We start from the raw sequence: 26,889 nt of genomic DNA, 5'->3' as shown, positions 1-26,889 counted from the left end.
AGCCCGGCATGAATGCGACACCCCACGCACGCCGTACCGCCCGCCCGTCCCTGCGGCGGCTCGCGCGCTCCGGCACGGTCATCGGAGCAACCGCCCTGCTCAGCCTGGGCGTGGCCGGACAGTCCTGGGCGTCGACCCCGACGTCGCACTGGACCACCGGCGCGCCCACCCCCGTCACCACGCTGACGCTCCCGCTGTCCGTGGACGCGGCGCCGGACGCCGCCGGCATCTACTTCGCCTACTACACCACCCTGGAGAGCGGCACCCGGCCGTACGCGGGCTTCCAGCCCGAACCGCTGGACGCCAACGGCAACCACACGCTGCAGGCGGTCTTCAGCTCGTTCAACGCCAACGCCACCACGACGGACGCCAACTGCCAATACGGAGCCGACGGCGGCGCGGGGGTGAGCTGCTCGGTGCGGTTCGCCTACACCCCGGGCACCATGTACTCGCTCGTCCTGCAACGGGACTACGTCTCCGGCGACACCACCCAGCTGATGACGGGAGACGTCGTCGAGACCGCGACCGGCGCTCCGGTCGCCCACATCGGCAGCTTCGGCCTGCCCGCCGCCTCGGGCCGGTTCAAGGCCTCCGACCAGGGCTTCATCGAGCCGTACCTCACCGCGGGCTGCAGCCAACAGGTCACCGTGACCTACGGCAGGCCGGTCGGCACCGAACTCGGCGTCGACTACACCGGCAGCCTGCCCACCGTCACCGACCCCGCCTCCGGCAGCTGCCTCAGCACCACCTCGGTCACCACCGACAAGGGGCAGCAGGTCACGGTGACCGGCGACTCCTACCAGCCGAGCGCCGGCTGACCACCCCTCACCGCCGGCTGCCGGGCCTCCCCCCGGCAGCCGGCGGCTGCCCACCCCCGGATTGGACGCACCATGGACCGGTACCTCCTCCGCAGGCGTACCCTGCTCGCCGCCGGCGTCGGCGCCCTGCTGCTGCCGCTGACCACGGGAGCGGGAGCAGCACAGGCCGCAACCACCCCCGCCGGGACCGACCCGTTCGACCTGCTGCGCGCCCGTGCCGCCGAGCTCACCACCGGCGGCTCCATCGACCCCGCCGACCCGGTCTTCGCCGACGCGCTGGCCACCCTCGACGCCGCCGCCGCGGCGCAGTGGGCAACCCTGGACCGCACCGCCGGACGCACCGCCCTGTGGCCGGACCTCGCGCCCGTCACGGCGGCCGCCAACTTCAGCCTCAGCTACGGCCGGCTGCTCACCCTGGCGACGGCGTGGGCCACGCCCGGCGCCGCGCTGTACGGCGACGAGACGGTGGCCACCGCGCTCACCGACGCGCTGGCCTTCCTCAACGACCGCGCCTACAACCCCACCAAGTACGAGTCGGGCAACTGGTGGTACTGGGAGATCGGCGCCGCGCGCAGTCTGATGGACCTGTGCGTCCTGCTGTACGACCGCATCCCCGCCGAGCGGATCGCCGCCTACTGCGCGGTCGTCGACCGGTTCTGCGCCGACCCCGACCGCCGTACCAACAGCCCCTCGCTCGCCGAGACCGGTGCCAACCGCGCGGACAAGGCCGCGATCGTCGCCCTGCGCGGCATCGTCGGCCGCAGCGCCGACAAGCTGGCCCTCGCCCGCGACGGGCTGTCCGACACCCGCGACGCCGGAAAGTACAGCCTGTTCGCCTATGTCACCTCCGGCGACGGCTTCTACCGCGACGGCTCGTACGTCCAGCACGGCAACGTCGCCTACACCGGCACCTATGGCAACGTGCTGCTCAGCCGGGTCGCCTATCTGGTGGCGCTGCTCGCCGACTCCGACTGGCAGATCACCGACAGCGGCATCTCGGTGGTCTACGAAGCCGTCGAGCGCAGCTTCGCCGCGGTCACCGTCGACGGGCTGATGATGGACGCGGTCCGCGGCCGGGCGATATCCCGGGAAGGCGAGCGGGACTTCGACACCGGCGCGGGGACCACGAGCAACGTGCTGCTGCTGGCAGCCGGCGCCCCGCCGGAGTACGCCGACCGGTGGCGCGCGATCGCCAAGGGCTGGATCGAGCGCAACACCGACACCCCCTACAAGTCGCTGACCGGCATCCCGGCACTGAAGCGGGCCGCCGCCGTGCTCGCCGACCCTGCGATCACCGCGGCCCCCGCCCTCACCGGCCACACGGTCTTCGCCGACATGGACCGGGTCGTGCACCGCGGCACCGGGTGGACCCTGGCGCTGAGCCTGTCGTCCCAGCGCATCGCCGCCTACGAGGCCGGCAACGGCGAGAACCTGCACGGCTGGTACACCGGCGACGGCATGACCTACCTATACGACGAGGACCGCACCCAGTTCTCGGACAGCTTCTGGCCCACCGTCAACGCCTACCGGCTGCCGGGAACCACCGTGGACACCCGGCCGCGCGCGGACCTCGGCAGCGGCAGCGGCACGAGCACCCACACGCCCAGGAACGCCGTGGCGGGCGGCGCTGTCCTGGGCGGCCGCTACGGCGCTGCCGCGATGGAGCTGATGGCGGAGGGAAGCACGCTGCAGGCCCGCAAGGCGTGGTTCTTCCTCGACGACGCGGTGATCGCGCTCGGCGCAGGCATCACGGCAGCCGACGGCCGCACCGTCGAGACGGTCGTCGAGAACCGCAATCTGCATGCCGCGGGCAGCAACACACTCACCGTCGACGGGCAGGCCCAGCCGGCGGATCTCGGATGGAGCGCAACGCTGCCCGGCATCCACTGGGCGCACCTGGACGGAGTCGGCGGGTACGTCTTCCCCGAAGGGGCCGACGTACGCGCACTCCGCGAGGAACGCACCGGCTCCTGGCACGACATCAACATCGGGGCCGACACCGGGGGCACGCCCGAGTCGCTGACCCGCCGCTACGCCACGCTCTGGCTCGACCACGGCCTCTCGCCGAGCAGCGCGGACTACGCCTATGTACTGCTGCCGGGCCTCGACGCGGCACACACCGCAGCCTGGGCGGCCTCCCGGCCGGTACGCATCGAGGCCAACACCCCCAAGGCCCAGGCCGTACACGCCCCGCGGCTCGGCCTGACGGCAGCGCACTTCTGGACGGCGGGAAGCGCCGGGGGGATCACCTCCGACGGGCCCGGTACGATCCTGATCCAGCGCCGCGACGAAGGGATCTCCGTGGCCGTCGCCGACCCGGGCCGGACGGCGACCACGCTCACCTTCCAGCTGCCCTGGCCCGCGGACGGCGTGGCCGGCGCCGACGACACGGTGACGGTGACCACCGGCCGCCGGCCCGTGATCACCGTCCGCGTCTCCGGCTCGCACGGCCACACCCACACCGCCAGGCTCAGCAACTCCGGCTGAACGGCGACCAGCCCTCCGACCCGACGGAAAGCCGGGGGAAACCCCGGTTCTCCCCCTCGGACCGCGCACCCAGCAGGCCCGAGCCCACCGCCGAGGAATGGGACACCGCATGACCGCACCGTATCTGCAGCTTCCGCCGACCGACCGGCTGCTCTCGCCGCGCACCGGGTGGACGCGTGCCCACTGGGAAGCCCTCGCCGACGTGCTGCTCGCAGGCGTGGCGCCGCACGGGAGTCCCGGATTCGCGCAGTACCGGCTGCCGGGACGGACAAGCTGGTCCGGAGTGGTCTGCGACGGCCTGGAGGGCTATGCGCGGACCTTCCTGCTGGCGGCCTTCCGGATCGCCGGCGCGGGCGGCCAGGTCGACCCGCGGCTGATCGAGCGGTACGCCGCGGGCCTGGCGGCCGGCACCGATCCGGCCTCCGGGGAGGCCTGGCCGAAGCTCACCGACTGCTCACAGCAGATGGTCGAGGCTGCCTCGATCGCCATCGGCCTGCACGAGACCCGGCCATGGATCTGGGACCGTCTCGACCCCGGGGCCAAGGAGCGGGTCGTCGACTGGCTCTCCGGCTTCGTCGGACACCGCACCTGGGACAACAACTGGCGCCTCTTCCAGGTCGTCTCCGAACAGTTCCTGGCCTCCGTCGGCGCCCCGTACTCCCAGGCCGACATCGACGGCGGCCTGGACCGGCTCGAGGACTGGTACGTCGGCGACGGCTGGTACACCGACGGCGACGGCCGCAACTTCGACTACTACAACGGCTGGGCCCTGCACCTCTACCCGCTGCTGTGGGCCAGGATCGCAGGCGAGGAGTCCGGCGATCGCGCCAAGGTCTACCAGGAGCGCCTCAACGCGTTCCTCGGCTCCTATGTCCACTTCTTCGGCGGTGACGGCGCCCCCGTTCACCAGGGCCGCTCACTGAGCTACCGATACGCGGCCACGGCTCCGATCTGGCTGGGCGCGCTCACCGGTGCGACCCCGTACCCACCGGGGCTGAGCCGCCGTCTGGCCTCGGGTGCTGTCAGGCACTTCACCGAACGCGGCGTCCCGGACGAGCGAGGACTTCTGACCCTCGGCTGGTACGACACCTTTCTCCCCAGTACCCAGCCCTACTCCGGACCCGCCTCCCCGTACTGGGCGAGCAAAGCCTTCCTCGGACTGCTGCTGCCTCCCGACCACGACGTCTGGACGGCGCGGGAGGAGCCGCTGCCCGTCGAGACGGCCGACCAGTACACCGCCCTGCCCGTGCCGGGCTGGCTTCTGCACGGCACCCGCCACGACGGCATCGTGCGCCTGGTCAACCACGGCAGCGACCACAACCCCCCCGAGCCCGCGAAGGCCGACGACGACCCGCACTACGCCAAGCTCGCCTACTCGACTCACACGGCCCCGCAGAGTGCTCCGCACGCCTGGGCCCGCGCTGTGGACAACCACATCGCCCTCGTCTGCGCCGACGGCACTGCGAGCCGCCGCACCCGCATCCATCCGATTGCCGTCGACGACCGCCGAGCCGCCTCCTGGCACACCGCCCGGGTCCCCGGGGACGACACCGACTACCGCATCGAAACCACCTCGCTGCTCCACGGACCGTGGGAGATCCGGGTCCACCGCGTCGAGGCACCGGTCGGCATCACCGTGCGCGAGGGCGGCCATGCGCTCGGCTGCCGGCAGCAGCCTGTCACCGCCACCGGCCCGTGCTGGGCCCTCGCCCGCCGCAGCGACGGTCTGACCAGCGCGGCCATCGGCCTGTACGGCTGGGACGAGACCGCTGCGGTGGACCGCGACATCGAGGCGAACGCCTACGGGCCGCACTCCGCCGTGCCTTTCCTGCGGCGCACCGCACACCCGGGTGGGAGCAGCATCCATGTCAGCCTCATCGTCCTTTCAGGCGACGCCGTGCACCCCCAGGAGATCCGTGAGGCCGTGACCGTCTCGCTCGACGGGGCCGAGGGTCTCAGCGGTGAGGGGGATCGCACCGTGACCGTGCGGTTCCCCGACGGTACGGTGCTCCGCTCCTGATTCGGGCGCCACCGGCACACCGCCGACCTCGGCGTGCGCCAGCACCGTGCTTCCGAGGACAACCGACAGGACGCCGCCCATGACGGCTCCGCCGAGCACCCGGACGGTGTTGCAGATCCCGGCTGCGATGCCCTTCGAGCCAGCCGGGGCCGCTTCCGCGACGAGTGCCGCCATGGCGGCGAGCAGTACACCGAACCCGAAGCCGAAGACGCCGCGGTGCAGACGACTTGGAGTTGGGTGGAGTGCCGCCGCAAGTGCGGCGAATCCTGCGGCGACCAGGAGACCGGCCGGCGCGATCGCCCCGCGGAGCCCGAGTCGGGCTGAGATGCGGCTGGTGACAGCCGTCCCGACCATGCCCCAGAGCGACGCGACGTGCGGGCGCCGATCAAACCTCAGCCCGCGGGCACCTCCTCGGCGGCGCCGTTCAGGGTGGTGATGTAGGCGGCGACCGTTCGGCTCATCGCGCTGCGGGCCGGCGCGAGATAGTCGCGAGGGTCCACAGCGTGCGGGCGCTCGGCGAGATGGCCCCGGATGGCACCGGTCATCGAGGTGTTGAGGGCGGTTCCGATGTTGATCTTCGCGATCCCGCCGTTGACGGCCGCCCGAAGTTCGGCGTCGGGCAACCCGGAGGAGCCGTGGAGGACCAGCGGCAGGTCCAGGGCTGCGCGCAGCCGCTCCAGCAGGCCGTGGTCGAGGCGGGCCGTACGGGAGGTCATCGCGTGGGAGCTGCCGATCGCCACGGCGAGGGCGTCCACACCGGTGGCGGCGACGAACGCGCGGGCCTCGCCGGGGTCGGTCCGGGCGCCCGGCGCGTGGGCGCCGAGCGGGGCCCCGCCGCCCTTGCCCCCGACCCGGCCGAGCTCCGCCTCCACCCAGAGCCCGTGTCGGTGGGCCCACTGCGCGGCGGCGCGGGTGGCGGCCAGGTTCTCCTCGTACGGCAGGCCGGAGGCGTCGTACATCACCGAACTGAACCCGCAGTCCGCCGCCTGGTGGAGCAGCCGGGTGCTCTGCACATGGTCCAGGTGGAGGGCTACCGGCACACCGGCCAGCTGTGCGGTCTCGGCGGCGGCGCGGGCGAGCGGGGCCAGGCAGCCGTTGTGGAAGGCCACGGCGTTCTCGCTGATCTGGAGGATCACCGGGGTGCCCGAGAGCTCGGCGCCCGCGACGACCGCTTCGGCGTGCTCCAGGGTGATGATGTTGAACGCAGCGACAGCGCGGTGTTCGGCGGCTGCGGCGGCGACCAGGACGCCGGTGGCTGCGAGGGGCATGAGTCTCTCCGGGGGAGCCGGGAAAGCAGGCGGGCAGGGATCAGACACGGGTGGCGCAGGCGAGCGCGGCGAACCGCCGGTACGCCTCGGGGACGAACACCCCGGCGCGCGGTGCCAGGACGGTCGCAGCGGAGAGCGCGACCGCGTCGGCGAGCACATCAGGCCAGGACGTGCCGTCGGCGAGGCCGACGGCGAGGGCGGCGACCACGGCGTCGCCGGCGCCGGCGGTGTTGCCGGCGAGGTGCTGCGGCGGGCGGGCCCGCCAGCTGCCGTCCGGGGTGACCGCCAGCAGTCCGTCGGGGCCCAGCGAGGCGACCACCGCCTGGGCTCCGGCGGCCAGCAGGGCGACCGCGGCCCGGACAGGGTCCTCGATGCCGGTGGCCGCGGCCAGTTCGGCAGCGTTGGGCTTGACCACGGTGGGCCGCGCGCTCAGCCCTGCGGCCAGCACCGGGCCGTCCGCGTCGAGGACCACGGGTACGCCACGCCCGCGGGCGAGCCGGATCAGCGCAGCGCAGGCGTCCTCGGACAACCCCCGGGGCAGGCTGCCGGAGACGACCAGCACGGCAGTGTACGGCAGCAGTTCCCGCACCCGCTGGTGCACGGCGGCCCATTGCCGCCCGTCCACCTCCGGGCCCGGCTCGTTGAGCATGGTGGTGTCGGTGCCGTCGACAACGGCGACCGTGCGGCGGGTCTCTCCGTCGATCGGCACGCCGGCGTACGGGATTCCGCAGGCGGCGAGGTCGTGGGCAATCTCGGCTCCGGTGCGTCCGCCCAGGGGGAGCACCGCCATCGCCGGACGGTCCAGGGTGTGCAGCACCCTGGCGACGTTGACGCCCTTGCCTCCCGCCTGCGCGCATACCTCGGCCACCCGGTGGGTGGCGTGCGGGCGGAAGCCGGGGACGGTGTAGGTGATGTCGAGCGCCGGGTTGGGCGTCAGGGTGACGATCACCGGCGGATTCCCCCTTTGGTCAGGTCGGCTGCCAGCAGGCCCGCCCCCAGACAGCCCGCCCGGTCGCCCAGCTGGGCGCGGGCGAGCAGGGGGGGATGCTGGACGGTGGCCCGTTCGGCCATGCGGGCCCGCAGGGGGGCGAGCAGCAGTTCGCCGGACTCCGCGAGTCCGCCGCCGAGGACGATCAGCGGCGGGTCCACAACGGCGCAGGCGATGAGCAGCGCATCGGCCAGGGCGGTGACCGCCTCGTCCCACACCCCGCCCGCCGCCACGTCGCCCGCGGCTGCGAGCCGGGCGACCTGTGAGGCCTCGGAGTGCGTGCCGGTGAGGGCGGTGTGCCGCCGCGCCACGGCAGCTGCGGACGCATAGGCCTCGGCACATCCGGCGCCGCCGCACACACATTCCTCCCCACCCGGCCGTACCGGGATGTGGCCGATCTCCCCGGCGCGGTGTTGGGCTCCCGGCACCGCCCGGCCGTCGCTGACCAGGGCCGCCGCGATGCCGGTCCCGACGGCGACGAACAGGAACCAGCGGTGGGCACGGCCGGCTCCCAGACGGGCCTCGGCCACTCCCCCGGCGCGGACGTCATGGCTGAGAGCAACCGGGAGGCCGGTCCGCTCCCGGACCAGTTCTCCGAAGGGGATGTCCCGCCAGCCGATGGTCGTGGAGCGGATGCCGACGCCGGCGGGCGCGTCGACGATGCCGGGGACGGCGAGACCCACGGCCGAGGCAGGCATACCTGCCCCCGCGGCCTGCCGCTGCAGTTCTTCGGTGAAGGTGACGATCCGGCGCACCACGGCGTCCGGCCCCTGCTCCCGACCCGTGGGGCGCCAGTACTGCTCCATGGCGCGGCCGGTGGCGTCGAGCAGGGCCGCCTTGATGCCCGTCCCGCCGACGTCCAGGGCTATCAGGTAGGCCATGGCGCTAGGCGTCCGCGAGGACCACCGAGCGCGTCAGATGACGCGGCCGGTCGGGATCGAGGCCCCGGGCGGCCGCGCGGGCGACCGCGAGACGCTGGACGCGGACCAGGTCGGCCAGCGGGTCCAGGGGGCTCTCGGCCCAGTGGGCGCCGGTGGCGCGCACCTGCTCGGCGAGGCCGGCGGGGGCGGGACCGAACATCCAGGTCGCGGTGCCGGTGGTGGCGATGCTGATGGGGCCGTGGCGGTACTCCATCGCGGGGTAGGACTCCGTCCAGGACAGCGACGCCTCCTTCATCTTGAGCGCCGCCTCGTTGGCCAGGCCGACCGTCCAGCCGCGGCCGAGGAAGGCGATCTGGGTGGCGTCCACCAGATCCTGCGACAGCGGCTCGGCCAGCGCGGTCCGCGCGTCCTCGACCACGTTGTCGGTGTGCAGGCCGAGGTGGGCGCGGAAGAGGGTGAGCGCGGTGGTGGCGAACCGGGTCTGCACCACCGACTGCTCGTCGGCGAAGTCCAGGACGACCACGTCGTCGGCGGCCGACATCACCGGGGTGTCGGGGTCGGCGGTGACGGCGGTGGTGCGGGTGGTGCCGTCGAGGCGGCCGAGCAGTTCCAGCACCTCGGTGGTGGTGCCGGAGCGGGTGAGGGCGAGCACCCGGTCGTACGGCCGGTCCAGCGGGAACTCGGAGGCCGCGAAGGCGTCCGACTCGCCCTGGCCTGTGCCTTCGCGCAGCGCCGCATAGGACTGCGCCATGTAGTAGGAGGTGCCGCAGCCCACCACGGCGATCCGTTCACCGGGGTCGGGCAGAGCCGCGCCCCCCTCGGCGGCCAGGTCTGCTGCGCGCTGCCAGCACTCCGGCTGGCTTGCGATCTCGGTGTCCACGAATGTCATGCCTATGCTCCAAACTGTGAGGTCTATGCTCGATTTCGCACGCTACACGCGTTCTCCAATCAATTTCAAGCACGCCCAGAGCCGACTGCGACCGATCGGCGCAATGTGTCACGCTTGCGCCTGTTCAATGCCTGCTCTTATGCAGCCGTAGAGATCAACACCGCTCATGCATGAGGAGAGAGCCCGTGTCCAGGGATGCCCGGTGGAACACACTGCTGGAGCTGGTCGCGCAGAACGGTCGCGTGGAGGTCGACGAGGCCGCGGCCGCACTTGACGTCTCCGCCGCAACGATCCGCCGCGACCTCGACCAGCTCGCCGAGCAGCACATGCTCACCCGCACCCGGGGCGGCGCGGTCGCACACGGGGTCTCCTACGAGCTGCCGTTGCGTTACAAGACGGCGCGACACGCCCCGGAGAAGCAGCGCATCGGCCGCGCCGTAGCGGACCTGGTGTCCGTCGGTGAGGTGGTGGGGCTGACGGGGGGCACCACCATCACCGAGGTGGGCCGCGCCCTGTCGGTGCGCGCCGACATCGTAGGCGACACCGCTGCCGCGAGCGGCGGGCTGCCGGCCCTCACCGTGGTGACCAACGCCCTCAACATCGCGAACGAGCTCGTCATCCGGCCGCAGATCAAGATCGTCGTCACCGGCGGCGTCGCCCGCCCTCAGTCCTACGAGCTCACCGGGCCCCTGGCCAGCGGAGTCCTGGAGGAGATCACCCTGGACGTCGCCGTGCTGGGGGTCAACGCGATCGACATCGGACGCGGCGCCTACGTCCACCACGAGGGCGAGGCCGCCATCAACCGGCTGCTGGCCGAGCGGGCCCAGCGCGTGGTCGTGGCAGCCGACTCCTCGAAGATCGGCAAGCGGGCCTTCGCCCGGGTGTGCGACCTCGGGCGGATCGATGTGCTGGTGACCGACACCGGCATCCCCTCCGACGTCTCCGACCGCCTGCGCGACGGCGGCATCACGGTCGTCGCCGTCTGACGCGCCGGGCGGGGCCGACCCCGACAGGAGGTCGGTCCGCCCCGCTCTTGATCACGGTGCGGACGCGTCGGCGGACGGCCGTCCCGGGTGGACCGGAGGTCATGTGATGCACCTTTTTGATCGGCGATGTTGTTCGACGCTCTATGGAGTGCTCAACCGAGCAGTGCCGAGCAGTGTGGCGCGTGGACAGCGGCCTAGCAAGGCCTCCGCCGACGCTGCCGATTGGGCAGCAGCGTTCCGGTGCAAGGCGCGTCATACGACCGGCCTCCTCACTCAGTTGCTTGAGAATGCTCGTTAGGGCCAGGAAATGCACAACACTTGCCAAGGAGACGCCACGTGATGAACCATGTGGGCTGTCGTCGGGCAACCGACGGGACCGCACCGCGGAGCTGTCTCCCGTCCCGCGGCGGTGCACGATTGCCCACCACGCCTGGAGGTGCACGTGTCGACAGCGGACGCACCGGCCTCATGCGCCCAAAGGCCGGTGCCGCAGCCCTGGGCACCTGAGCGCTACCTGCCGTCAGGCCCGAAGAAGCGGTCGGTCCAGCCCACGACCTGGGCATGGACGGACACACGGGCCGCGGTCCCCCCACCGCCTGAAGACCCGCTGGATCCGCCGGCGGCACCCGTCCGGCCTGGACGTTCGGCGATCGAGTCGCGAGGCGCAATGGCACGAGACGCAAGGGCGACTGTGCAGAACGTCATTCGCAGCCCCTGGAACGCGGGCCTGCCACTGGCCTACGCCACGCCCTCCTCCTGCCTGACGCCCGGCCAGCGGCCGTCGGTTGCCATCGCCTGACGCCGCAATCCCACTCCTCGTCCGAAAGGACTGCTTCACGTGTCAGACCTCCGCATCGGTGCGGTCGGGCTCGGCCTGCGCCGAAGCATCGCCGCCGCGGCCCACCGCCCGGGCCACGGCTCGGTGATCGCCGCAATCGCCGACCTCGACCCGGACGTGCGCAAGCGCGAGGCCGAACGCTTCGGCACCCACGTCGCCGTCGAGGACCACAAGGTGCTGCTGGAGCGCGCCGACCTCGACGCAGTCATCGTGGCGACCCCGGACGACACCCACGAGGTCATCGCCTGCGACGCGCTGCGCGTCGGTAAACCGGTCTTCGTGGAGAAGCCGCTCGGCATCACCGTCGAGAGCTGCGACACCATCCTGCGGACCGCGTACGAGACCGGAACCCGCCTGTACGTCGGCCACAACATGCGCCACATGGGCGTCGTGCGCCTGATGCGCGACATCATCGCCCGCGGCGACATCGGCGAGGTCAAGGCGGTGTGGGTGCGCCACTTCGTCGGCTACGGCGGTGACTACTACTTCAAGGACTGGCACGCGGACCGCCGCCGCACCACGGGACTGCTGCTGCAGAAGGCCGCTCACGACATCGACGTGCTGCACTGGCTTGCCGGCGGCTACACCCGCCGCGTCAACGCCCTCGGCGACCTCCTGGTCTACGGCGACCTGCCGCGCCGCGAGCCGGGCACCCCCCGCCCGGAGGGTTGGCTGCGGGACTTCGACTGGCCGCCGACCGCCCGCCGCGACCTGCACCACATCGTCGACGTCGAGGACGTGTCGGTGATGAACATGCAGTTGGACAACGGCGTCATCGCCGCCTACCAGCAGTGCCACTTCACCCCGGACTACTGGCGCAACTACACCGTGATCGGCACCGAGGGTCGGCTGGAGAACTTCGGCGACAGCCCAGGCGACCTGGTCAAGCTATGGAACACCGGCCCCAGCGGCTACCGCGCCGACGCCGACATCACCTACCGCGTCCCCGACGCCGACGGCAGCCACGGCGGCGGCGACACACGGATCATGGCGGAGTTCTGCCGCTTCGTCCGCGAGGGCGGCACCACCGACACCTCCCCGGTCGCCGCCCGGATGAGCGTCGCCGCCGGCGCCCTCGCCACCCGCTCACTGCGCGAGAGCGGCACTCCGTACGACGTACCGCCGCTCGACCCCGAGCTGATCGCCTACTTCGCCCGCGGCCAGGTCCGCTGAGCGGTCGAACCGCCCGAGTCCCTGCGCTCCTCCTCACCAGCCGGAGAAGAAGGTGCACCTTATGGCGCCGACCACGCGTTCTCCATAACGGTTCAGAACGGTCGGGCGGGGCGAGCACGGCAGATTGACCGCGGCATGCATACGGTTGATCCGGCGACGTGGGGCGAAGAAGGCGTCGACCCAGGCCTGGTCCTCCTCACTGAGGCGCCCGGCACCCGGCGGCCAGCACAGCACGGCCGCCGGTCACCTGAGCGGAGGCTGAGCAGTTCCGGCCGTGACACCAGGAGTCCCGAGGCCTCCAGGTCCGCGAGCACGGCTTGACAGAGGAGGTACCGTCCCCCCGTTCCCGGCGTAGCTGAGATTCATGTCGACCTGGCCACCGGGGTCATATCGGGTGAATATCCGGCTGATCGCTTCCTCTCGGGCATCCGACGGGGACGGGTCCTTCGTCCGTCGCCCGTCCCCCTGTGCCGTCGCAGCCTCAAGCCAGCATTCCAACGTGCTCGGATCGTCCGGAACAGCCCGTCGCACCACGTACCGGTCGGGAACCACCGCGACCCCTGACGGACTGTGGAACGTCATCAGATGGTCGCGGAACTCGTGCAGTTCGGTGGAGCCGTCCGCAGTCGATCACGGAGCGCTGCCCTGGTTGTCGCGATACCCCGCCGAGACGGGGCACCGACACCGATCCGCTCAGTCGGACGAAAAGGGCGGACTCCATCCTCGACCATCGCGGCGGCGTTCAAGCTACAGTCCAAGTAGCCGACACCGCTTTCCTCACAATCAGGCGGGGTTCTGTTCGTTGGGTGTGGTGTGCCAAGGCCGGGTCAGTTGAAGTCGTCAGGGGTTGATCGGTTTTCGGATCGGATCGCGTTGGGGGTGCTGACGCGAGCGTTTCCGCCGGAGCTGGTGGACGAAGTGGTCGCGGAGTGCGGGCGGGTCGAGCAGCGGGCTCGGCTGCTGCCGGCACGGGTGGTGGTGTATTTCGTCCTGGCGATGTGCCTGTTCTTCGGGCAGGGCTACGAAGAGGTGGCCCGGCTCCTGGTCCAGGGCCTGGAACGGGAGGGTCGCTGGGCGAAGGCCTGGCGTGTGCCCACCACGGCGGCGATCGGACGGGCCAGGCTGCGGTTGGGCCCAGAGCCCTTGCGGGCCCTGTTCGCCCGGGTCTGCCGTCCGGTTGCGGTCGCCCAGACGCAGGGCGCCTGGTACCGACGGTGGCGGCTGGTCGCCGTGGACGGCACCGTCTTCGACACCCCCGACACAGTGGCGAACGCCGAGTTCTTCGGGCGCCCGGGAACCAGCCGCGGGCAGGGTCGTAGTGCCTATCCGCAGGCGAGGGTCGCAGCCTTGGCCGAGTGCGGTACCCACGCCGTGTTCGCGGCCGAGGTCGGCCCGCTCACGGTCCACGAGACCGTCCTGGCCGAGCGGCTGTTTCCCGCCCTGGTCACGGGCATGCTCGTCCTGGCGGACCGGGGGTTTTGCGGTTTCGACCTGTGGCGGGCCGCGAAGGTGGGCGGCGCCGACCTGCTGTGGCGGGTGCGGAGCGTGATCGTGCTGCCAGTCCTGGAAACCCTCGCCGACGGCTCCTACCTGTCCGAGATCGTTGCCGCGCGGGACAACTACCGGCGCGCGGACCCGGAGCGGGTGCGGGTGATCGAGTACACGCTTGGCAGCCACAGCGGCGGTGACAGCACCGTCTACCGACTGATCACCACCATCCTCGACCCGGCTCAGGCGCCGGCCGCGGAGCTTGCGGCCCTCTATGCCCAGCGGTGGGAGATCGAGAACACCCTCGATGAGATCAAGACCCATCAGGGCGGACCCGGGCTCGTGCTGCGTTCACAACACCCGCGCGGGGTCGAGCAGGAGATCTTCGCGTTCCTGCTGGTCCACCACGCGCTGCGGGACCTGATGCACCAGGCCGCCCTCAAGGGCGGGCACGACCCGGACCGGCTCTCCTTCACCCGCACCCTTCGCATCGTCCGCCGCCACGTCACCGGGCAGGCGGCGCTTTCCCCCCTCCCGACTCACCCGGGCGACCGCCCAGAGCCTGCGTGAGATCACCGAACGCCTGCTGCCTGCACGGCGGTTGCGGGCCAACCCCCGCGTGATCAAACGCAAGATGTCCAACTGGGCCCTCAAACGCGCCGAACACCACAACCCGCCACCACCGGACACCCCAACGGTCCAGCTCGTCGGGCCAACCAGAGCCAGCTCAACAAGCCGGAAATCAACCTAAATCACCGGTATTGGACCTAGTGCCGCATCAGCCAACGTTTGCCCTGCCTGTACGGTCAGGGCATGGACGCCAGCCGCCAACCGACTCTTGATGAGATCGAAGACCGCTTCGTTGCACTTGTCGAGGGTCGGTTGACCCGGGATGAGGTCGACCGCTGGGCCGGGCGATGGGTGACCGTCGACAAGCTCGATTGGGACGACGTGTCCTGGTGGGCGCTGAGCCTCCTCTACGGAATCGATCTTCCTGCGGACGAGAGCGGCGGCTACCTGCACGACGACGAGCAGGTGCACGCATGGCTTGCCGAACTGAGGAAACGCCGGACGATGTGACGCAGTTGAAGCCGTCTGCTGGTTCCGGTCGCTGCCAGGCTATGCGCATGGCTGAACGGGTGCGGGTTCGTGAGATCAATGACGACGAGGGTCGGCGGTTGCTGCGGATCATCCGCAGAGGCACCGGCTCGGTGGTGACGTGGCGGCGCGCCCAGATGGTGTTGCTGTCCGCGCAGGGCATGCCGGTGGCGAAGATCGCCGAGGTGACGTTCACAAGCCCGGACCAGGTGCGCGATGTGATCCACGACTTCAACACCGACGGCTTCGAGGCGCTCTACCCGAAGTACAAGGGCGGACGGCCGAGAACCTTCACCCTGCCCGAGCGGCGTGAGATCAAGAAGATCGCCAAGTCCAAGCCGGCCGAGCACGGTCTGCCCTTCTCGACCTGGAGCCTGGCCAAGCTGGCCGACTTCCTGGTCGCCGAGGGGGTGGTCGACGACATCAGCCACGAGGGCCTGCGGGTCCTGCTCCGCGAGGAGGGCGTCTCCTTTCAACGCGTGAAGACCTGGAAGGTCTCCCGCGACCCGGACTACGAGGCGAAGAAGGCCCGGGTCGAACACCTCTACGCGATCGCGGACGGCGAGGTCATACCCGAGCCCGGTGAGCCCGAAGTCGTCTTCTGCATGGACGAGTTCGGGCCGCTCAACCTCCAGCCCCACCCCGGGCGGCAGTGGGCCGAACGAGGAGGCAAGCACAAGGACCCCGACCGTGAACCCCGGCCGAGGCGGCGGGCGACCTACACCCGCCCGCACGGCGTGCGACACCTGTTCGCCGCCTACGACCTAGGCAAGGACAAACTCTACGGCCACATCAAGAAGACCAAGAACCGGACGAGGTTCCTGGAGTTCTGCCGCTACCTGCGCAGCCTCCACCCGGCCGACATACGCATCGCCATCGTCTGCGACAACTACTCCCCACACCTGACCACCAAGCGCTGCCGTCGGGTGGCCGACTGGGCCGAGGCCAACAACGTCGAGATCGCCTACACCCCGACCAACAGCTCCTGGCTCAACCGCATCGAGGCCCAGTTCACCGCCCTGCGCTACTTCACCCTCGACGGCACCGACCACGCCAGCCACAAGGAGCAGGGCAGCATGATCCGCCGCTACATCATCTGGCGAAACAAGCACGCCCATGACGAGCGCCTATGCGAGGTCGTCAGCAGGGCGAACGTTGCCTGATGCAGCACTAGGCCCAGTCGATTCCGCAGGTCACGTGCATGCCCGCCTCTTTTCGATGCTCCGATGTCCGTCGGCGTCGAGCCGCGGCAGGACCACTCGGCGACCTAATAGAAGCGCTCGCTGGCGCACCACCCCATCAGCCGTTCGTGGCCCCAGCTGTTCTCAGGGTCCTCGCTCTCGTGAAGAGCTCCACGGCTCCGGCTGATCAAGAGGTGGCCCTGGGAACGGCTCGAACCACGGCACGCTACGGCGGCCGAGTCCCAAGCGGCAGGGGCCGCACACGCGTCCCTCTTGTCGAAGCGCTCGAAGCGCGGCATACAGATCAGACGTCTCGCCCGACCCCTGCCACGGTCGGGAAGCTCCGACCTTGATGCCTATTAGGCGTACGGCTCCCGGGCGAACCGCGCCTACCTGCGCAGACGCGGCATTGGCTGCACCATCCCCGAGAAGACCGACCAGATCCGCAACCGGAAGAAGCGCGGCTTCCGCGGCGGCAGACCACCGGAGTTCGACAAGATCGACTACCGCGAGCGCCACGCGGTGGAGTGCTGGATCAACCGCCTGAAGAGGCACCGCGCCGTGGCCACGCGATACGAGAAGCTGGCCGTGCGGTATGAAGCGCCGTGCTGATCGCCGCCATCAATCCCACCTGCTACACGCCCTGCGCGAATACGAGACCTTCCACAACCAACACCGCCCCCACCGAACCCTCGCAGGCGCCGCTCCCCTACGCCCACTCCCGGAACCGCTCGAATCGGACCAACTCGTCCACCTCGACGTTCGCAGACGCGACCGCCTCGGCGGCATTCTCCATGAGTGCCAACATGCCGCGTGACCAGCGCGGACGTGGTTCTCGGCACCTACAACGTCAGCGTCAGCCTCGTGAATGCTTACTGTTCAGCAGCGTTCGGATTCCTACGACGCCCAGGATCCGCTCAGTACCCTGCTCGCTTATTACGATGTCCGCAAGTTCATGCCCGGCCTCGCGTTCGTCCTGCCAGATTCGTACCGTGATATTAAAAACGGAATCGAGATCAGCATTCCCAAACATACCAAGCCGGTAATCGAGCACGGTGCGGTCGAGGAACTTCCTGTCTTCCCGACCCATCGCGCGCCAGGCGCGCAACAAGGCGGTATCGGCGATCGAGAAATAGGAGGCGAAGTAAAGCAGCCCTACGCCGTTCAAATCTCTCACAACATCCAATTCATAGATTGTCGTGAACGGCGGAGCCGCCGGGGAGAATCCCGGAAGTCCGGAGGGGAAGAAGGTCTGGTTCTTCCTGGCACTTCCAGCGGCTATCCTCGGCAAATAGGTTGCGGGCAATCGCGGTAGGTGCTTGTGTTGGTAGCCGACTGGCGAAGCGGCAACAAGGCCCACATTCGAGTCGGGATCGCTTCGTACGATCCAACGGTTGAAGTTCTCGACATAAATACAGTCAGGCCGGGGCTGCTCAAATACCTCGACCGCCTCCAACAGCCCGGGCTGTGCCACCTCGTCGGCCCGAGAAATGCGGTGTACGGTGAGCGGCGCCGACTGACTGCCAACGTCGAACACCCGCGACGTCACGTCGAGCTCGTCACCGAAGGTGAGACCGTGCGGATGCAATCGACCGCTACTACTCACTCTAAAGTAATAGAACGACAGGTAGGCGGGCAGCCCGGCCGCACTACGCGCCTTGTAGACGTTTGTTCCGCAAGCGGCATTAACCGCTTCCCAGGTCCAGTCGCCCATTTGGGCAAAGATGAGTGAACCGGCGCCGCACATCGCCGGCGACACGGTCACCCGCCTCGTCAAGGTGTCCGCGCCATCGAGCGCCGAGATATCGTCAAGCGTAGTCGGGCTCATCCGCGCTCCGACCGCACGGTCTTCATACGCTCGCTCTCGCATGGGCCCTCCCACAGATGTCACAGTCGTCACAATCATCCGACACCCGACCGCCACCCCTTGCAGAGGGTCAGTCCAGGAACAGTCGGAGATGATCATAGGTCACAGGATTCATTTAGACTAGCCAGGGATGACGCTCGCGACCGCGCGCTCGTCGGCATCGCCGCCACTCTCATCTGCTACCGCTGACTCGCCAAATGAGATGACTTCTAAATCGCGTAGACCCTCGCCGCAGGTCACGGGCAACAGTCCTGGCCGAGTTCTATCAGTGGGTGGCGGAGTAGGAGGTGCGGGTGATGTCGTAGAGCTGGGCGTAGAGGGAGCCGGAGGCGAGGAGTTCGGTGTGGGTGCCGTGTTCCGCGATGCGGCCATCTGCCATGACGATGATCAGGTCGGCCTCGGACACCGTGGAGAAGCGGTGGCTGATGACGACGGTGACGGCGCCGTTGCGGGCGGCTCCGTCGCGGGCGCGGCGCATGAAGTGCTCGAAGATCGCCTGTTCGCTGGGGGCGTCCAGGGAGGCGGTGGGTTCGTCGAGCAGGAACAGCAGCGGTTCGCGGCGCATGCAGGAGCGGGCGAGGGCGAGTTTCTGCCACTGCCCCTCGGAGAGGTCGATGCCGCCAGCGTCGACGCCGAGCGGGGTGTCGAGTCCCTGCGGCATCCGGGTGATCAGCGCGGAGGCGTCGGCTTCCTCGACGGCCCGGGCGATCCGTTCGTCGTCGTCGCGGTGGTCGAGGTCGCCGAAGCCGATGCCGTCGCGGACGGTAGTGTGGTAGCGGCCGAAGTCCTGGAAGGTACCGCTGATGGAGCCCCACCAGCGGTCGGTGTCGAGGTCGGCCAGGTCGGCGCCGTCAATGGTGATCCGTCCGGCGGTCGGCTCGTGGAACTTGCAGAGCAGTTTGGCCAGGGTGGTCTTGCCGGAGCCGTACTCGCCGACGATGGCGATGACGCTGCCTGCGGGCAGGACGAGGTCCGCGTCGCGGACGGCGGGGCGGTTGCTGCCGGCGTAGGTGAAACCGAGTCCTTCCAGCCGGATGTCGTTGGTGAGACGGGACGGGACGTCCTTCCGGTCGCCCGTGGGGACGGTGTGTGTCTCGGCGTAGTCCCGAAGCCACAGGTAGGGCTCCAGCAGGGTGCCGCTGCGTGCAACGTCGGTGCTGCGGGTGACGGCGGCAGCGATGGCGTTGCGCAGGTTGCTTGCGACGGTCACCGCCAGCACCACGTCGCCGGCGCCGATCCGTCCGTCGACCGCCAGGGCGATCAGGTACGCCAGTCCGCCCGCGAAGCCGGCGGTGAACACCAGCCAGCCGCCCGCCTGCCAGCACGCGGCCACCATGCGGGCGCGGAAGCGCCGCACCTGCACGCTCTCGCGCAGCGCCACCTGGCGCTCCACCAACTGCTCGCCCACGCCGGCGACGCGCACCTCCTTGTGCGTACCGGGTCGGGTGGCCGTCTCGAACAGGTGGCGCTGCAGCCGCAGGTCCTCGCTGGTGGCCTTCTCCGCGCGGACGGTCACGGCACGGCCCCGCCCGTCGAACCACAGCGGCACCGCCCCGATCACCAGCAGGAGCAGCAGCCACGGGCTGACGGTGCCCAGGACGAGCATGGCCAGCGCCAGCTGCAGGACGTTGAGCACGGCCTCGAGCCCTGCCCAGGCCACGTCCACCAGCCTGGCCGAGGCCCCGCGCAGCAGTTCGACACGGTCGAGGAACTCGGGGAGCTCCAGGTGGTCGATGCTGTCGACGCGGGCGATGTCGCCCAGGATCTCACCGTCGACCGCGATCAGGCCGACCCGCTCCACCACCTGCATCCGCAGGTTCATGGCGATGAGGCCGACGACCGAGTTGGCGGCGTAGGCGACGGCGGTAGCCACCGCCGCGGCGACCGCGTCGCCGAGCACGCCGAGCTGCGAGTCGGCGATCACGGCGCGCATGCCCAGGCCGGAGCCGACGAACGCGGCCACACCGATCAGCCGTACGGCCAGTGTCGCGCTCGACAGCACCGGGTGGCGCCGCCAGCACATCCCCAACATGCGCCGCCACAGCCACGCGTAGTTGCCGAGAACAGACAGTCCCTTGGTCGTCATACCAGCTCGCCCTCCTTGGCGCGGTCGTCGAACCCCTCCTGGAATCGCCGCGCCTGGATGCGGAACATCTCCGCGTACCGCCCGTCCAACCGCATCAGTTCCTCGTGGGAGCCGGATTCCGTGATCCGCCCCCCGTGCAGCATGACGATCCGGTCCACCTTCCGCATCGTCGCCAGCCGGTGCGACACCAGTACCACCGACGCCGACCGCGGCCGTGCCAGCAGGCGCTCGAACAACTCCTGCTCGCTGCGGACGTCCAGATGCGCCGTCGGCTCGTCCAGCACCAGCAGCCCGGCGCCGCGCTCAGCCGCGTACAGCACGCGCGCCAGCGCCACCTGCTGCCACTGGCCGCCGGACAGATCCACACCCCCGGTGAGGCCCCGCGACAGCGGCGTCTCCACGCCGTTCGGCAACCCCGCCAGGAAGGCGTCGACGCCCGCGCCATGTGTGGCGGCCGTCACCAGCTCCCGGTCCGGTACGCCGGGCCGGCCCAGCGCGATGTTCTCCTCGGCCGGCAGCTGGTACCGCACGAAGTCCTGGAACAGCACAGAGACCCGGGACCGCCAACGCTCCAGACCGCCGCCAGCGCGGGTCACCGGGGCATCGTTCACCAGCAGCGTGCCGCCGTCCGGCTCGTACAGCCCGGTGAGCACCTTGATCAGCGTCGACTTGCCGGCGCCGTTCAGGCCCACAATGCCGACCCGCTCACCGGGGGCGATCGTCAGCGAGACACCGTCCAGCACCGCTTGTTCACTCCGCGGGTACCGGTAGGTGACGTCGCGCAGCTCCACCAGCGGAGCGCCGTCCGCCACCTCGGCCTCCGCTCCGTCGGACGGGTCGGGCGCGTCCGACAGGCCGGGGCTCAGGCGGTCGTCGAGCAGGTCCAGCGCCGCCAGACCAGGCCGGGCGCCCTCGATGCCGAACGCGTCCGCTATGCCGCCCAGCGCGTAGACCGACGCGGCGGCACTCAGCACCGCCGCCTCCGCCGCCAGCGACGCATGACCGTGAATCACCTGCGTCGCCGCCCAGCCGTACGCCAGGGCCAGCGGAACCGCCGTAAGCCCGAACCCCCAGGACTGCCACAGGGGAATCCGCAGGCTATACCGCCACACAGGCGCCAGCTGGTCCAGCACATGACCGCGTACCCTTCCGATGACGTGCTCACCCAGCCGGAACAGCCGCACCTCCTTGCCGGTCGCCGGGGAGGTCAACATGCCCCGCCAGTACTCCGCCCGCCGACCCCGGTCGGCCCGCCCCGCCCAGATCCGGTTCAGCTCCAGCCACGCCCGGCGCCGCAGGAACCGCTGCAGCAGCGCGGGCACCACCAGCACCGGCACCAGCCACGCCCAGTGCACCGCCACCACCACACACGACGCGACGCCCGTGACGTAGAGGAACAGCATCTGCAACTGGGAGACGGCCCCGTCGCCGGGTGTCTTCTCCGTCCAGTTCTGCGGCTCCGCGGCGGCCAGCCGGATCGCGTCCTGAACCTCACCCGCCTCGACCGCGTCCAGCGTCGCTGCCGACAGAACGCGACGCACCACTCGCTCCCGGTGCGCGCCGTCGACCCGCTCCTTCGCCAACTGCTGCAGCGGCTGAATGAAGGCGCTCAGGACATGGCTCGCCGTGATCACCAGGACGAACGCCGCGAACCCGAGCCACGCCGCCCCCGAGCCCGACGACAGCGACCGCAAACCACCAACCGTCTCGGAGAGCGCCAACGCCAACGCCGCCGGCATCAGACACTGCACGAGGCCGATCAGCACCAGCGCCACCACGACCCCGCGCCCCGCCGCGCGAAGCAGCGTGAACAGCCGCAGCCTTCGGCTGAGAAACCCGCGTATGCGAAGAGAAGACGCCACCGCGACAGATCACCTCAAAAGATCCCGTATTACTTGCTCATCTGACCCTGCGATTTTTGGCATTAACCCGCTGCCAGCAGGTGGCACTTGACATGGGGCCCGCTGCTCGACCAGCAGCCGATGACGGCCGACGCCGGTAAGACGCTCAGTGCGACTGGAATAATGGCGCCATCGCCGTTCGATACGGCAGCCGGACGTCAGTCGACTAGGCTGGATCCATGACATCATCGGTTGGGACATCAACGAACTCTGCATAATCTGAGAGAGTTCCCAGAATCGACTCAGCAACCTTCGCCACCGTCGATTCGAAGTGAATCCCTGAATCATATTCCAGCCAAAACTTCAGGGCATCCGGACGTATCCTCGCTCGTACGTTCATCGGCAGGCGCGGCTCCAGGACATCGCCCTCAAGGGGGACCGCACCACCTGATGGACGTACCACCTTGAGAAGATTCATGCGCCGCTGGTTGGCCGAACTAAAATAGCCAAATTGGAATGTGCGCCTGGCGAACATCCGGTTGGCTGCGTCGACATCGTGACTCCTCAGAGCCATACCGCGGAGAAGCGCCGGCCCGATCCCTTGGTTAGGAACTGATTCCAGGCTCTCACTAAGATTTTCCAGATAAGTGTCCGGGTCAAGAGATCCCCGCGGCGGGATCACAGCCAGTCCGGACGTGGCGAACCATCCGACCGTGCGCCAAACACGGGGTGACAGTACAGGCGGACCGTCAGATCCGCGTGTCACCTGCCGACCGTGCCACAGCATCTCTACACAGACCGGCCCATTGGCCCACGCTGTAATGGCATCGGCCACAACGCCCAGCACAACATGGACCGGCTGAATTCCCTCTCTGGAGGTGACGGCGCGCGTGTCGCGTGGTCCGGATTTAACGTACAGAGAAGTCAACTGACGAAAAGGTTCACCACTGTAATCCGGCCGATCCCTGGGCAGATCAACAACATCCGCCCAGGGCCTTGACAGCCAGTAGTCAAGTTCTGCCCGCAACGTAGCCGACCGCGCATAATCAGCCAAAGCCAGCACCGCTTCACCGTAGGGCAAGGAACGCGGGAGCCTCGGCTCCCTGCCCAGCTGAGCGCAGTCCAAGAAATGATCGATATCCGAAACAATCAAGTCCATTGAATGCAGGTCACAGACGAGATGATGCACGGCAATGATGAGGCGCGGAGGCGAACCGACCCCTCCGTGAACATACATGAACCGAACCAGTGGACCGGTTTCTATGTTCAAAGTGTTATGTAGCTGTTCCTCGATCCTGCCAACTGCATCCGGCTGCCTGTCTGCCTCGACACGCGAAACATCGACCACTCGAAACGGTGGATTATCGGAGTCTCCGGAGATGCGCTGCGCCCAATCGTTCCCGCTTCGACAAAATGTAACCCGCAGAGCGTCATGCGCTCGCCAAACAAACTCCACCGCCGATCTGGCCAGTTTTTCACTGCACCCGTCCGGCAGGAAGATGACCCTGCGAAGGTTCCATCGATTAGGGTTCAGCAGATCGTACTGATGGCCTTTCAGGAACCATGCCTGGCTAGGCATGAGGGGCAGAATATCGTCTCGCTCTGGGACCGTTGACATCATTTCTCCAGCAATCGCTTGCAGACAAGGAAATCGGCACCTCTCGGCCCCGCCGCGGCCGACCCCGCCGATCTCAGACGAGTACCGCAGCCGCCCGCTCCGGGCCAATCAGCAGTCGATGGAGCCAGCCGCCGGCCCTGGGGTGTAGCCAGGCCGGACAGTCGGGCGCCATTCAGGGATGAACGACGGCGTTCCTGGATGGTGACGCGCCTGCCCAGTTTCAACTGCTGCACGCCCTGGCTGCCTCGATTTCAGGAATCGAGGCAGCACCCTGCTTCCCCTCACACCAGTCACATCTTGGCCTTTATGTAGGCGCGAACCACGCCGACTGTTGCGAACCGCTTAATAGAGAAGTCCTCATCCGGCACGACGATTCCCAGGGAGTCCTCGATGGCGGCCACAAACGTAACGAAGACGAGTGAGTCGAATCCCAAGTCCCCGACGAGTGTTGATTCATCAGTGTACTCGACCCGGCCTGCGGTCATCCCCTGGGAAACAAAGGAGTCAATTATTTCGGTCACCTTTTCGTCGATGGTCATAGAGGTTCTCCTTTAGCGAGTTGGAGGAGTTCGCGGCGGGACCGCTTTGCTGACGTTTCAAGATCCTCGGAAAGCAGGTCGGGTACCCTCGACTCCGCCCCGGGGCCCGCCCTCTGAAAATGATTCGGTCCACTTCCCGTCACACTTCGTCGTTGAGTGCACCGATTGCCGCCCAGTGAATCGTCCATCTCCTACGACTTCGACCCGGGATACGACCGGCCTGCACGATCCGTGGGCCAGCGCCGAGCACTCATACATCGTTCGCGGGCGACCCACCCTCGCATCTCAGCATCTGGAATGCTCGTCCCAGTCTTTGGCGAATCGATCATCAAGCCATCACTCGGAGTTTGTCAAGGAGGTGTACGAATGCGAGCTCACTGCCCCGTGACGAGTTGACGCCCCCTTATCTATTTACGACTGCAACTGACCCGGATGTCCGATTTGTTTGATAAGAGCTCGTAACGCGATCACTGGGTGCGCTTCTTCAGCCGACGCCAGCAGATGATCGCGCAGCCAAGTGAGACGAGGGCGTTGTGCAGGTCCAGGCGGCGTTCCCAGCAGACGGCCAAGCGCTTGAACTGGTGGAGGAGCGCGAAGGTCTGCTCGATGACGTAGCGCAGTGTGCCCAGGTGGTGGATGTCGGGTTCTCCGCGCCGGGAGATCACGGGGAGGATGACGCGCCGCCTGAGTTCGCGGCGGTTGGGGTTGCTGTCGTAGCCCTTGTCGCCGAGCAGTGCGTCGGGGCGGCGGCGTGGTCGTCCCGCCCGGCCGGCGACGGGCGGCGACGGGCGGGATGCCGTCGACCAGGGCGAGGGTCTGCGTGACGTCGGGGATGTTCCCACCCGTGGTGATCACCTTGAGCGGGATACCGCGGCCGTCGGTGACCAGGTGGTGTTTGCTGCCGGTCTTGCGGCGGTCGACCGGCGAGGGGCCCGTCGCCGCACCCCCCTTTTCGCGCGGATGTGGGAGGCGTCCACGCAGGCCCGGGACCCCTCCAGCCCACCGGCCGCGTTCAACTCGGCCAGCAGCAGGCGGTTCAACTCGTCGAACGCCGGCTTCCTACCACCGGTTCAGTCGCTGCCAGCAGGTCTGCCCGGAGCCGAAGCCCAGCTCCAGCGGCAACTGCTGCCAGGTGATCCCGGTATACAGCACGAACAGGATGCCTTGCAGACAGCGGCGATCGTCAACCGGGCGGGGACCCGGTGCCCGCTCCGGCCACGGCGGCAGGATCGGCTCGATCAGAGACCACAGCTCGTCGTCCACGATCCACGGCTCACGCTTCCACGAACGGCTCAAAGCCCAGCCGGTCACGGCCCACCGACACCGATTCGCAAGATCGCGTTACGGGCTCTAGCCTGCACGTTTCACTTCGGATGGCTGAGCTGGGCTGACGGCGATGGACCGGTGGGCTTGCCTGCTGGTCGCCGGGAGGGCGTGGCTGGGGCCCGACGCTCGGGTCGGGTGCTCCGGTTCCTCGGGTCGTGGGTGGGCAGGGATGGTGCTGCCGGTCAGGTGGCCGGCCGCGGCAGTGCTGTGAGGCGGGCGAATGCGTTGACGAGTTCGCGGCGCCAGGGCCAGGTGGCGGAGATCCGCAGGTGGAGGCGGCGGCCGCCGCGGGTGAGGCGGGCGGCTGCGTGCAGCAGCCGGTAGCGGAGCTTCTTCGGCTCGGCGTATGCCAGTTCGCCGTCCAGCAGCAGGACTCGGGCTCAGGCGAGCAGGTCGACGGCGGTCAGGGCCAGCTCGAGCCAGGCGGCGTTGACGTGGAAGTGGCGGGAGGGGAAGCGGCCGAAGCCGGTGGTCTTGCCGCAGCGGATGCGGTCCTCGACGCGGGCGTGGGCGCGGTGGCGGACCTCCAGGTGCTGCAGGGAGCCGTCGCCGTGAGGGGTGTCGGTGAGGAAGACCTGGTGGCGCATGCCCTCGTCCAGGTCGAACAGGGACAGCTGGGCGCCGGGGTGCGGACGTTCGCGGCGGACGATGACCTGCGTGCCGTCGGGGTAGCCGGACAGGTCGACCAGGCCGGTCAGCTCGGCGACCTCCGCCCCTTCGCGTAGGGAGCCGTCCTGTTCCAACGCGGGGTGCCAGACGCGGTCGGGCAAGGCTCGGATCGCGCGACGGACCGCTTCGGTGACGGCGTATCCGACGGAGAAGGACGTCTGGATGCCGCGTGTGCGCAGGTCACGCAGGTGAGCCAGGAACGCCTTGGCTCCTCCTGCACTGTCGGCGCGGATGAGGACGGGGGTGCCGTGGCGGTGGGCGTCGGGGATCTGCGCGAGGGCCTGGTCCAGGACGGTGATGTGGTCGGCGGCGGTGTTGGCGCCGGCGTTGCCCGGCCTGAGCACTCCGGCCAGGGCCTCTCCGGTGTTGTCCAGGAAGCACAGCAGCGGGTGGTAGCCAAAGCCGCGCTTGTAGGTCGCGGCGGCCTGTTCCTTCTCGGAGTGGCAGGTGACGAGTGTGGCGTCGAGGTCCAGGACCAGGCCGGGCAGGTCACGCCCGCCGGCGCGGGCCGCGGGTATGCCGCCGGTGGTCTCGGCGGCCTGCAGCCAGGCGACTTCCCGGGCGGCGGCCCTCGCCGAGCGCAGGCGGGCGAGTGCGGCCGGGTCGATGCCGGCCAGCAGACGCCAGGCGGTCGGGGTGGAGGCGACCGGACCGAAGACCTCTGTCTGGTCGCGTAGCAGGGCCAGGTCGGCGATGGCCTCGCCTCCGTCGGCGAGCATCACCGCCAGGTCCACCGCGATCCGTCCGGGGTCGTGCCCGGTGCCGCGCGGTCGGAGCCTGTGCAGCGCGTCGGTGAACGCGCCGGTCAGCGTGGTGGCGTCGGCGAGA

18 protein-coding genes and 4 pseudogenes are annotated in these 26,889 nt (G+C 69.2%); 11 read left to right on the top strand and 11 right to left on the bottom strand.

What is annotated here, in order from left to right; genetic code table 11:
- The first annotated feature begins 8 nt into the window (after positions 1 to 8).
- The 4 genes from AOK09_RS25695 (at position 9) to AOK09_RS40425 (ending at position 5,649) form a co-directional block, all read left to right on the top strand.
- Positions 9 to 818 carry a hypothetical protein gene (locus AOK09_RS25695; protein ID WP_055589622.1) on the top strand — a complete coding sequence of 270 codons (810 nt, stop codon included), beginning with the start codon at positions 9 to 11 and terminating at the stop codon, positions 816 to 818.
- 72 nt (positions 819 to 890) lie between these two features.
- Positions 891 to 3,305, top strand: a complete 2,415-nt coding sequence (locus tag AOK09_RS25690) for a polysaccharide lyase 8 family protein (protein WP_055589621.1) — start codon at positions 891 to 893, stop codon at positions 3,303 to 3,305.
- Between the two features lie 109 nt (positions 3,306 to 3,414).
- The gene (locus AOK09_RS25685; RefSeq protein WP_055589620.1) at positions 3,415 to 5,325 is read left to right on the top strand and encodes a DUF2264 domain-containing protein; all 1,911 of its coding nucleotides are present in this window, start codon (positions 3,415 to 3,417) and stop codon (positions 5,323 to 5,325) included.
- A gap of 33 nt (positions 5,326 to 5,358) precedes the next feature.
- A complete protein-coding gene (locus AOK09_RS40425) occupies positions 5,359 to 5,649 on the top strand; it encodes a hypothetical protein (RefSeq protein WP_157876038.1) in 291 nt (96 codons plus the stop codon).
- A 68-nt stretch (positions 5,650 to 5,717) separates the two neighbouring features.
- On the opposite strand, the gene AOK09_RS25680 is transcribed toward AOK09_RS40425, so the two are convergent.
- The 4 genes from AOK09_RS25680 to AOK09_RS25665 are packed head-to-tail and all read right to left on the bottom strand — an operon-like array spanning position 5,718 to position 9,351.
- A complete protein-coding gene (locus tag AOK09_RS25680; protein ID WP_055589619.1) occupies positions 5,718 to 6,593 on the bottom strand; it encodes a class II fructose-bisphosphate aldolase in 876 nt (291 codons plus the stop codon).
- A 40-nt stretch (positions 6,594 to 6,633) separates the two neighbouring features.
- Positions 6,634 to 7,542 (bottom strand): 1-phosphofructokinase family hexose kinase, encoded by a 909-nt coding sequence (locus AOK09_RS25675; RefSeq protein ID WP_055589618.1) that lies wholly within the window; start codon positions 7,540 to 7,542, stop codon positions 6,634 to 6,636.
- Positions 7,539 to 8,462: an ROK family protein gene (locus AOK09_RS25670; protein WP_055589617.1), complete on the bottom strand. Its 924-nt coding sequence runs from the start codon at positions 8,460 to 8,462 to the stop codon at positions 7,539 to 7,541. Before AOK09_RS25670 ends, AOK09_RS25675 begins: the two co-directional genes overlap by 4 nt.
- Before the next feature lie 4 nt (positions 8,463 to 8,466).
- Complete coding sequence (locus AOK09_RS25665; protein ID WP_055589616.1) at positions 8,467 to 9,351, bottom strand: SIS domain-containing protein; 885 nt, start codon at positions 9,349 to 9,351, stop codon at positions 8,467 to 8,469.
- Positions 9,352 to 9,536: 185 nt separating this feature from the next.
- Here AOK09_RS25665 and AOK09_RS25660 point away from each other — a divergent pair, with 185 nt between their 5' ends.
- The 7 genes and pseudogenes from AOK09_RS25660 to AOK09_RS42470 all read left to right on the top strand — a co-directional run.
- Positions 9,537 to 10,337 (top strand): DeoR/GlpR family DNA-binding transcription regulator, encoded by an 801-nt coding sequence (locus AOK09_RS25660; protein ID WP_055589615.1) that lies wholly within the window; start codon positions 9,537 to 9,539, stop codon positions 10,335 to 10,337.
- Between the two features lie 838 nt (positions 10,338 to 11,175).
- Entirely contained in the window at positions 11,176 to 12,348 is a 1,173-nt protein-coding gene (locus AOK09_RS25655) for a Gfo/Idh/MocA family protein (RefSeq protein WP_055589614.1), read from the top strand.
- Between the two features lie 813 nt (positions 12,349 to 13,161).
- On the top strand, positions 13,162 to 14,406 hold the full coding sequence (locus tag AOK09_RS25645; RefSeq protein ID WP_055589612.1) for an IS4 family transposase: 1,245 nt from the start codon (positions 13,162 to 13,164) through the stop codon (positions 14,404 to 14,406).
- Between the two features lie 243 nt (positions 14,407 to 14,649).
- On the top strand, positions 14,650 to 14,916 hold the full coding sequence (locus AOK09_RS25640; protein ID WP_055589611.1) for a hypothetical protein: 267 nt from the start codon (positions 14,650 to 14,652) through the stop codon (positions 14,914 to 14,916).
- A 47-nt stretch (positions 14,917 to 14,963) separates the two neighbouring features.
- Complete coding sequence (locus AOK09_RS25635; RefSeq protein WP_175609342.1) at positions 14,964 to 16,097, top strand: IS630 family transposase; 1,134 nt, start codon at positions 14,964 to 14,966, stop codon at positions 16,095 to 16,097.
- Positions 16,098 to 16,478: 381 nt separating this feature from the next.
- Positions 16,479 to 16,741, top strand: a pseudogene (locus AOK09_RS43885) (IS5 family transposase); the annotation flags it as partial.
- A pseudogene (locus AOK09_RS42470) lies at positions 16,735 to 16,932 on the top strand (integrase); the annotation flags it as partial. The pseudogenes AOK09_RS43885 and AOK09_RS42470, both read left to right, overlap by 7 nt.
- 39 nt (positions 16,933 to 16,971) lie before the next feature.
- Here AOK09_RS42470 and AOK09_RS25630 read toward each other — a convergent pair.
- From AOK09_RS25630 to AOK09_RS25600, 7 genes and pseudogenes are all read right to left on the bottom strand, one after another.
- The gene (locus AOK09_RS25630; protein WP_055589609.1) at positions 16,972 to 17,943 is read right to left on the bottom strand and encodes an LnmK family bifunctional acyltransferase/decarboxylase; all 972 of its coding nucleotides are present in this window, start codon (positions 17,941 to 17,943) and stop codon (positions 16,972 to 16,974) included.
- Between the two features lie 304 nt (positions 17,944 to 18,247).
- Positions 18,248 to 20,068 carry an ABC transporter ATP-binding protein gene (locus AOK09_RS25625; RefSeq protein WP_055589608.1) on the bottom strand — a complete coding sequence of 607 codons (1,821 nt, stop codon included), beginning with the start codon at positions 20,066 to 20,068 and terminating at the stop codon, positions 18,248 to 18,250.
- Complete coding sequence (locus AOK09_RS25620; RefSeq protein WP_157876037.1) at positions 20,065 to 21,930, bottom strand: ABC transporter ATP-binding protein; 1,866 nt, start codon at positions 21,928 to 21,930, stop codon at positions 20,065 to 20,067. Before AOK09_RS25620 ends, AOK09_RS25625 begins: the two co-directional genes overlap by 4 nt.
- Before the next feature lie 205 nt (positions 21,931 to 22,135).
- Positions 22,136 to 23,527 carry a condensation domain-containing protein gene (locus tag AOK09_RS38210; protein WP_265736740.1) on the bottom strand — a complete coding sequence of 464 codons (1,392 nt, stop codon included), beginning with the start codon at positions 23,525 to 23,527 and terminating at the stop codon, positions 22,136 to 22,138.
- A 290-nt stretch (positions 23,528 to 23,817) separates the two neighbouring features.
- A complete protein-coding gene (locus AOK09_RS25615; protein WP_055589606.1) occupies positions 23,818 to 24,066 on the bottom strand; it encodes an acyl carrier protein in 249 nt (82 codons plus the stop codon).
- A 467-nt stretch (positions 24,067 to 24,533) separates the two neighbouring features.
- A pseudogene (locus AOK09_RS38205) lies at positions 24,534 to 25,332 on the bottom strand (IS5 family transposase).
- A gap of 242 nt (positions 25,333 to 25,574) precedes the next feature.
- Positions 25,575 to 26,889: pseudogene (locus tag AOK09_RS25600) on the bottom strand (IS1380 family transposase); the annotation flags it as partial.

It is taken from the genome of Peterkaempfera griseoplana, from assembly GCF_001418575.1.
In the GTDB taxonomy this organism is placed as follows: domain Bacteria; phylum Actinomycetota; class Actinomycetes; order Streptomycetales; family Streptomycetaceae; genus Peterkaempfera; species Peterkaempfera griseoplana.
The sequence above is the reverse complement of the archived record's forward strand: the minus strand, read 5'-3'. Positions and strand labels throughout refer to the sequence as shown.

What these genes read in the sequence shown, in the direction of transcription:
- AOK09_RS25635 (WP_175609342.1), top strand. Translation starts at nt 14,964, where the DNA reads ATGGCTGAACGGGTGCGGGTTCGTGAGATCAATGACGACGAGGGTCGG.
- AOK09_RS25680 (WP_055589619.1), bottom strand. Translation starts at nt 6,593, where the DNA reads ATGCCCCTCGCAGCCACCGGCGTCCTGGTCGCCGCCGCAGCCGCCGAA.
- AOK09_RS25625 (WP_055589608.1), bottom strand. Translation starts at nt 20,068, where the DNA reads ATGACGACCAAGGGACTGTCTGTTCTCGGCAACTACGCGTGGCTGTGG.
- AOK09_RS25695 (WP_055589622.1), top strand. Translation starts at nt 9, where the DNA reads ATGAATGCGACACCCCACGCACGCCGTACCGCCCGCCCGTCCCTGCGG.
- AOK09_RS25670 (WP_055589617.1), bottom strand. Translation starts at nt 8,462, where the DNA reads ATGGCCTACCTGATAGCCCTGGACGTCGGCGGGACGGGCATCAAGGCG.
- AOK09_RS25630 (WP_055589609.1), bottom strand. Translation starts at nt 17,943, where the DNA reads ATGAGCCCGACTACGCTTGACGATATCTCGGCGCTCGATGGCGCGGAC.
- AOK09_RS25690 (WP_055589621.1), top strand. Translation starts at nt 891, where the DNA reads ATGGACCGGTACCTCCTCCGCAGGCGTACCCTGCTCGCCGCCGGCGTC.
- AOK09_RS25665 (WP_055589616.1), bottom strand. Translation starts at nt 9,351, where the DNA reads ATGACATTCGTGGACACCGAGATCGCAAGCCAGCCGGAGTGCTGGCAG.
- AOK09_RS25685 (WP_055589620.1), top strand. Translation starts at nt 3,415, where the DNA reads ATGACCGCACCGTATCTGCAGCTTCCGCCGACCGACCGGCTGCTCTCG.
- AOK09_RS25640 (WP_055589611.1), top strand. Translation starts at nt 14,650, where the DNA reads ATGGACGCCAGCCGCCAACCGACTCTTGATGAGATCGAAGACCGCTTC.
- AOK09_RS38210 (WP_265736740.1), bottom strand. Translation starts at nt 23,527, where the DNA reads ATGTCAACGGTCCCAGAGCGAGACGATATTCTGCCCCTCATGCCTAGC.
- AOK09_RS25615 (WP_055589606.1), bottom strand. Translation starts at nt 24,066, where the DNA reads ATGACCATCGACGAAAAGGTGACCGAAATAATTGACTCCTTTGTTTCC.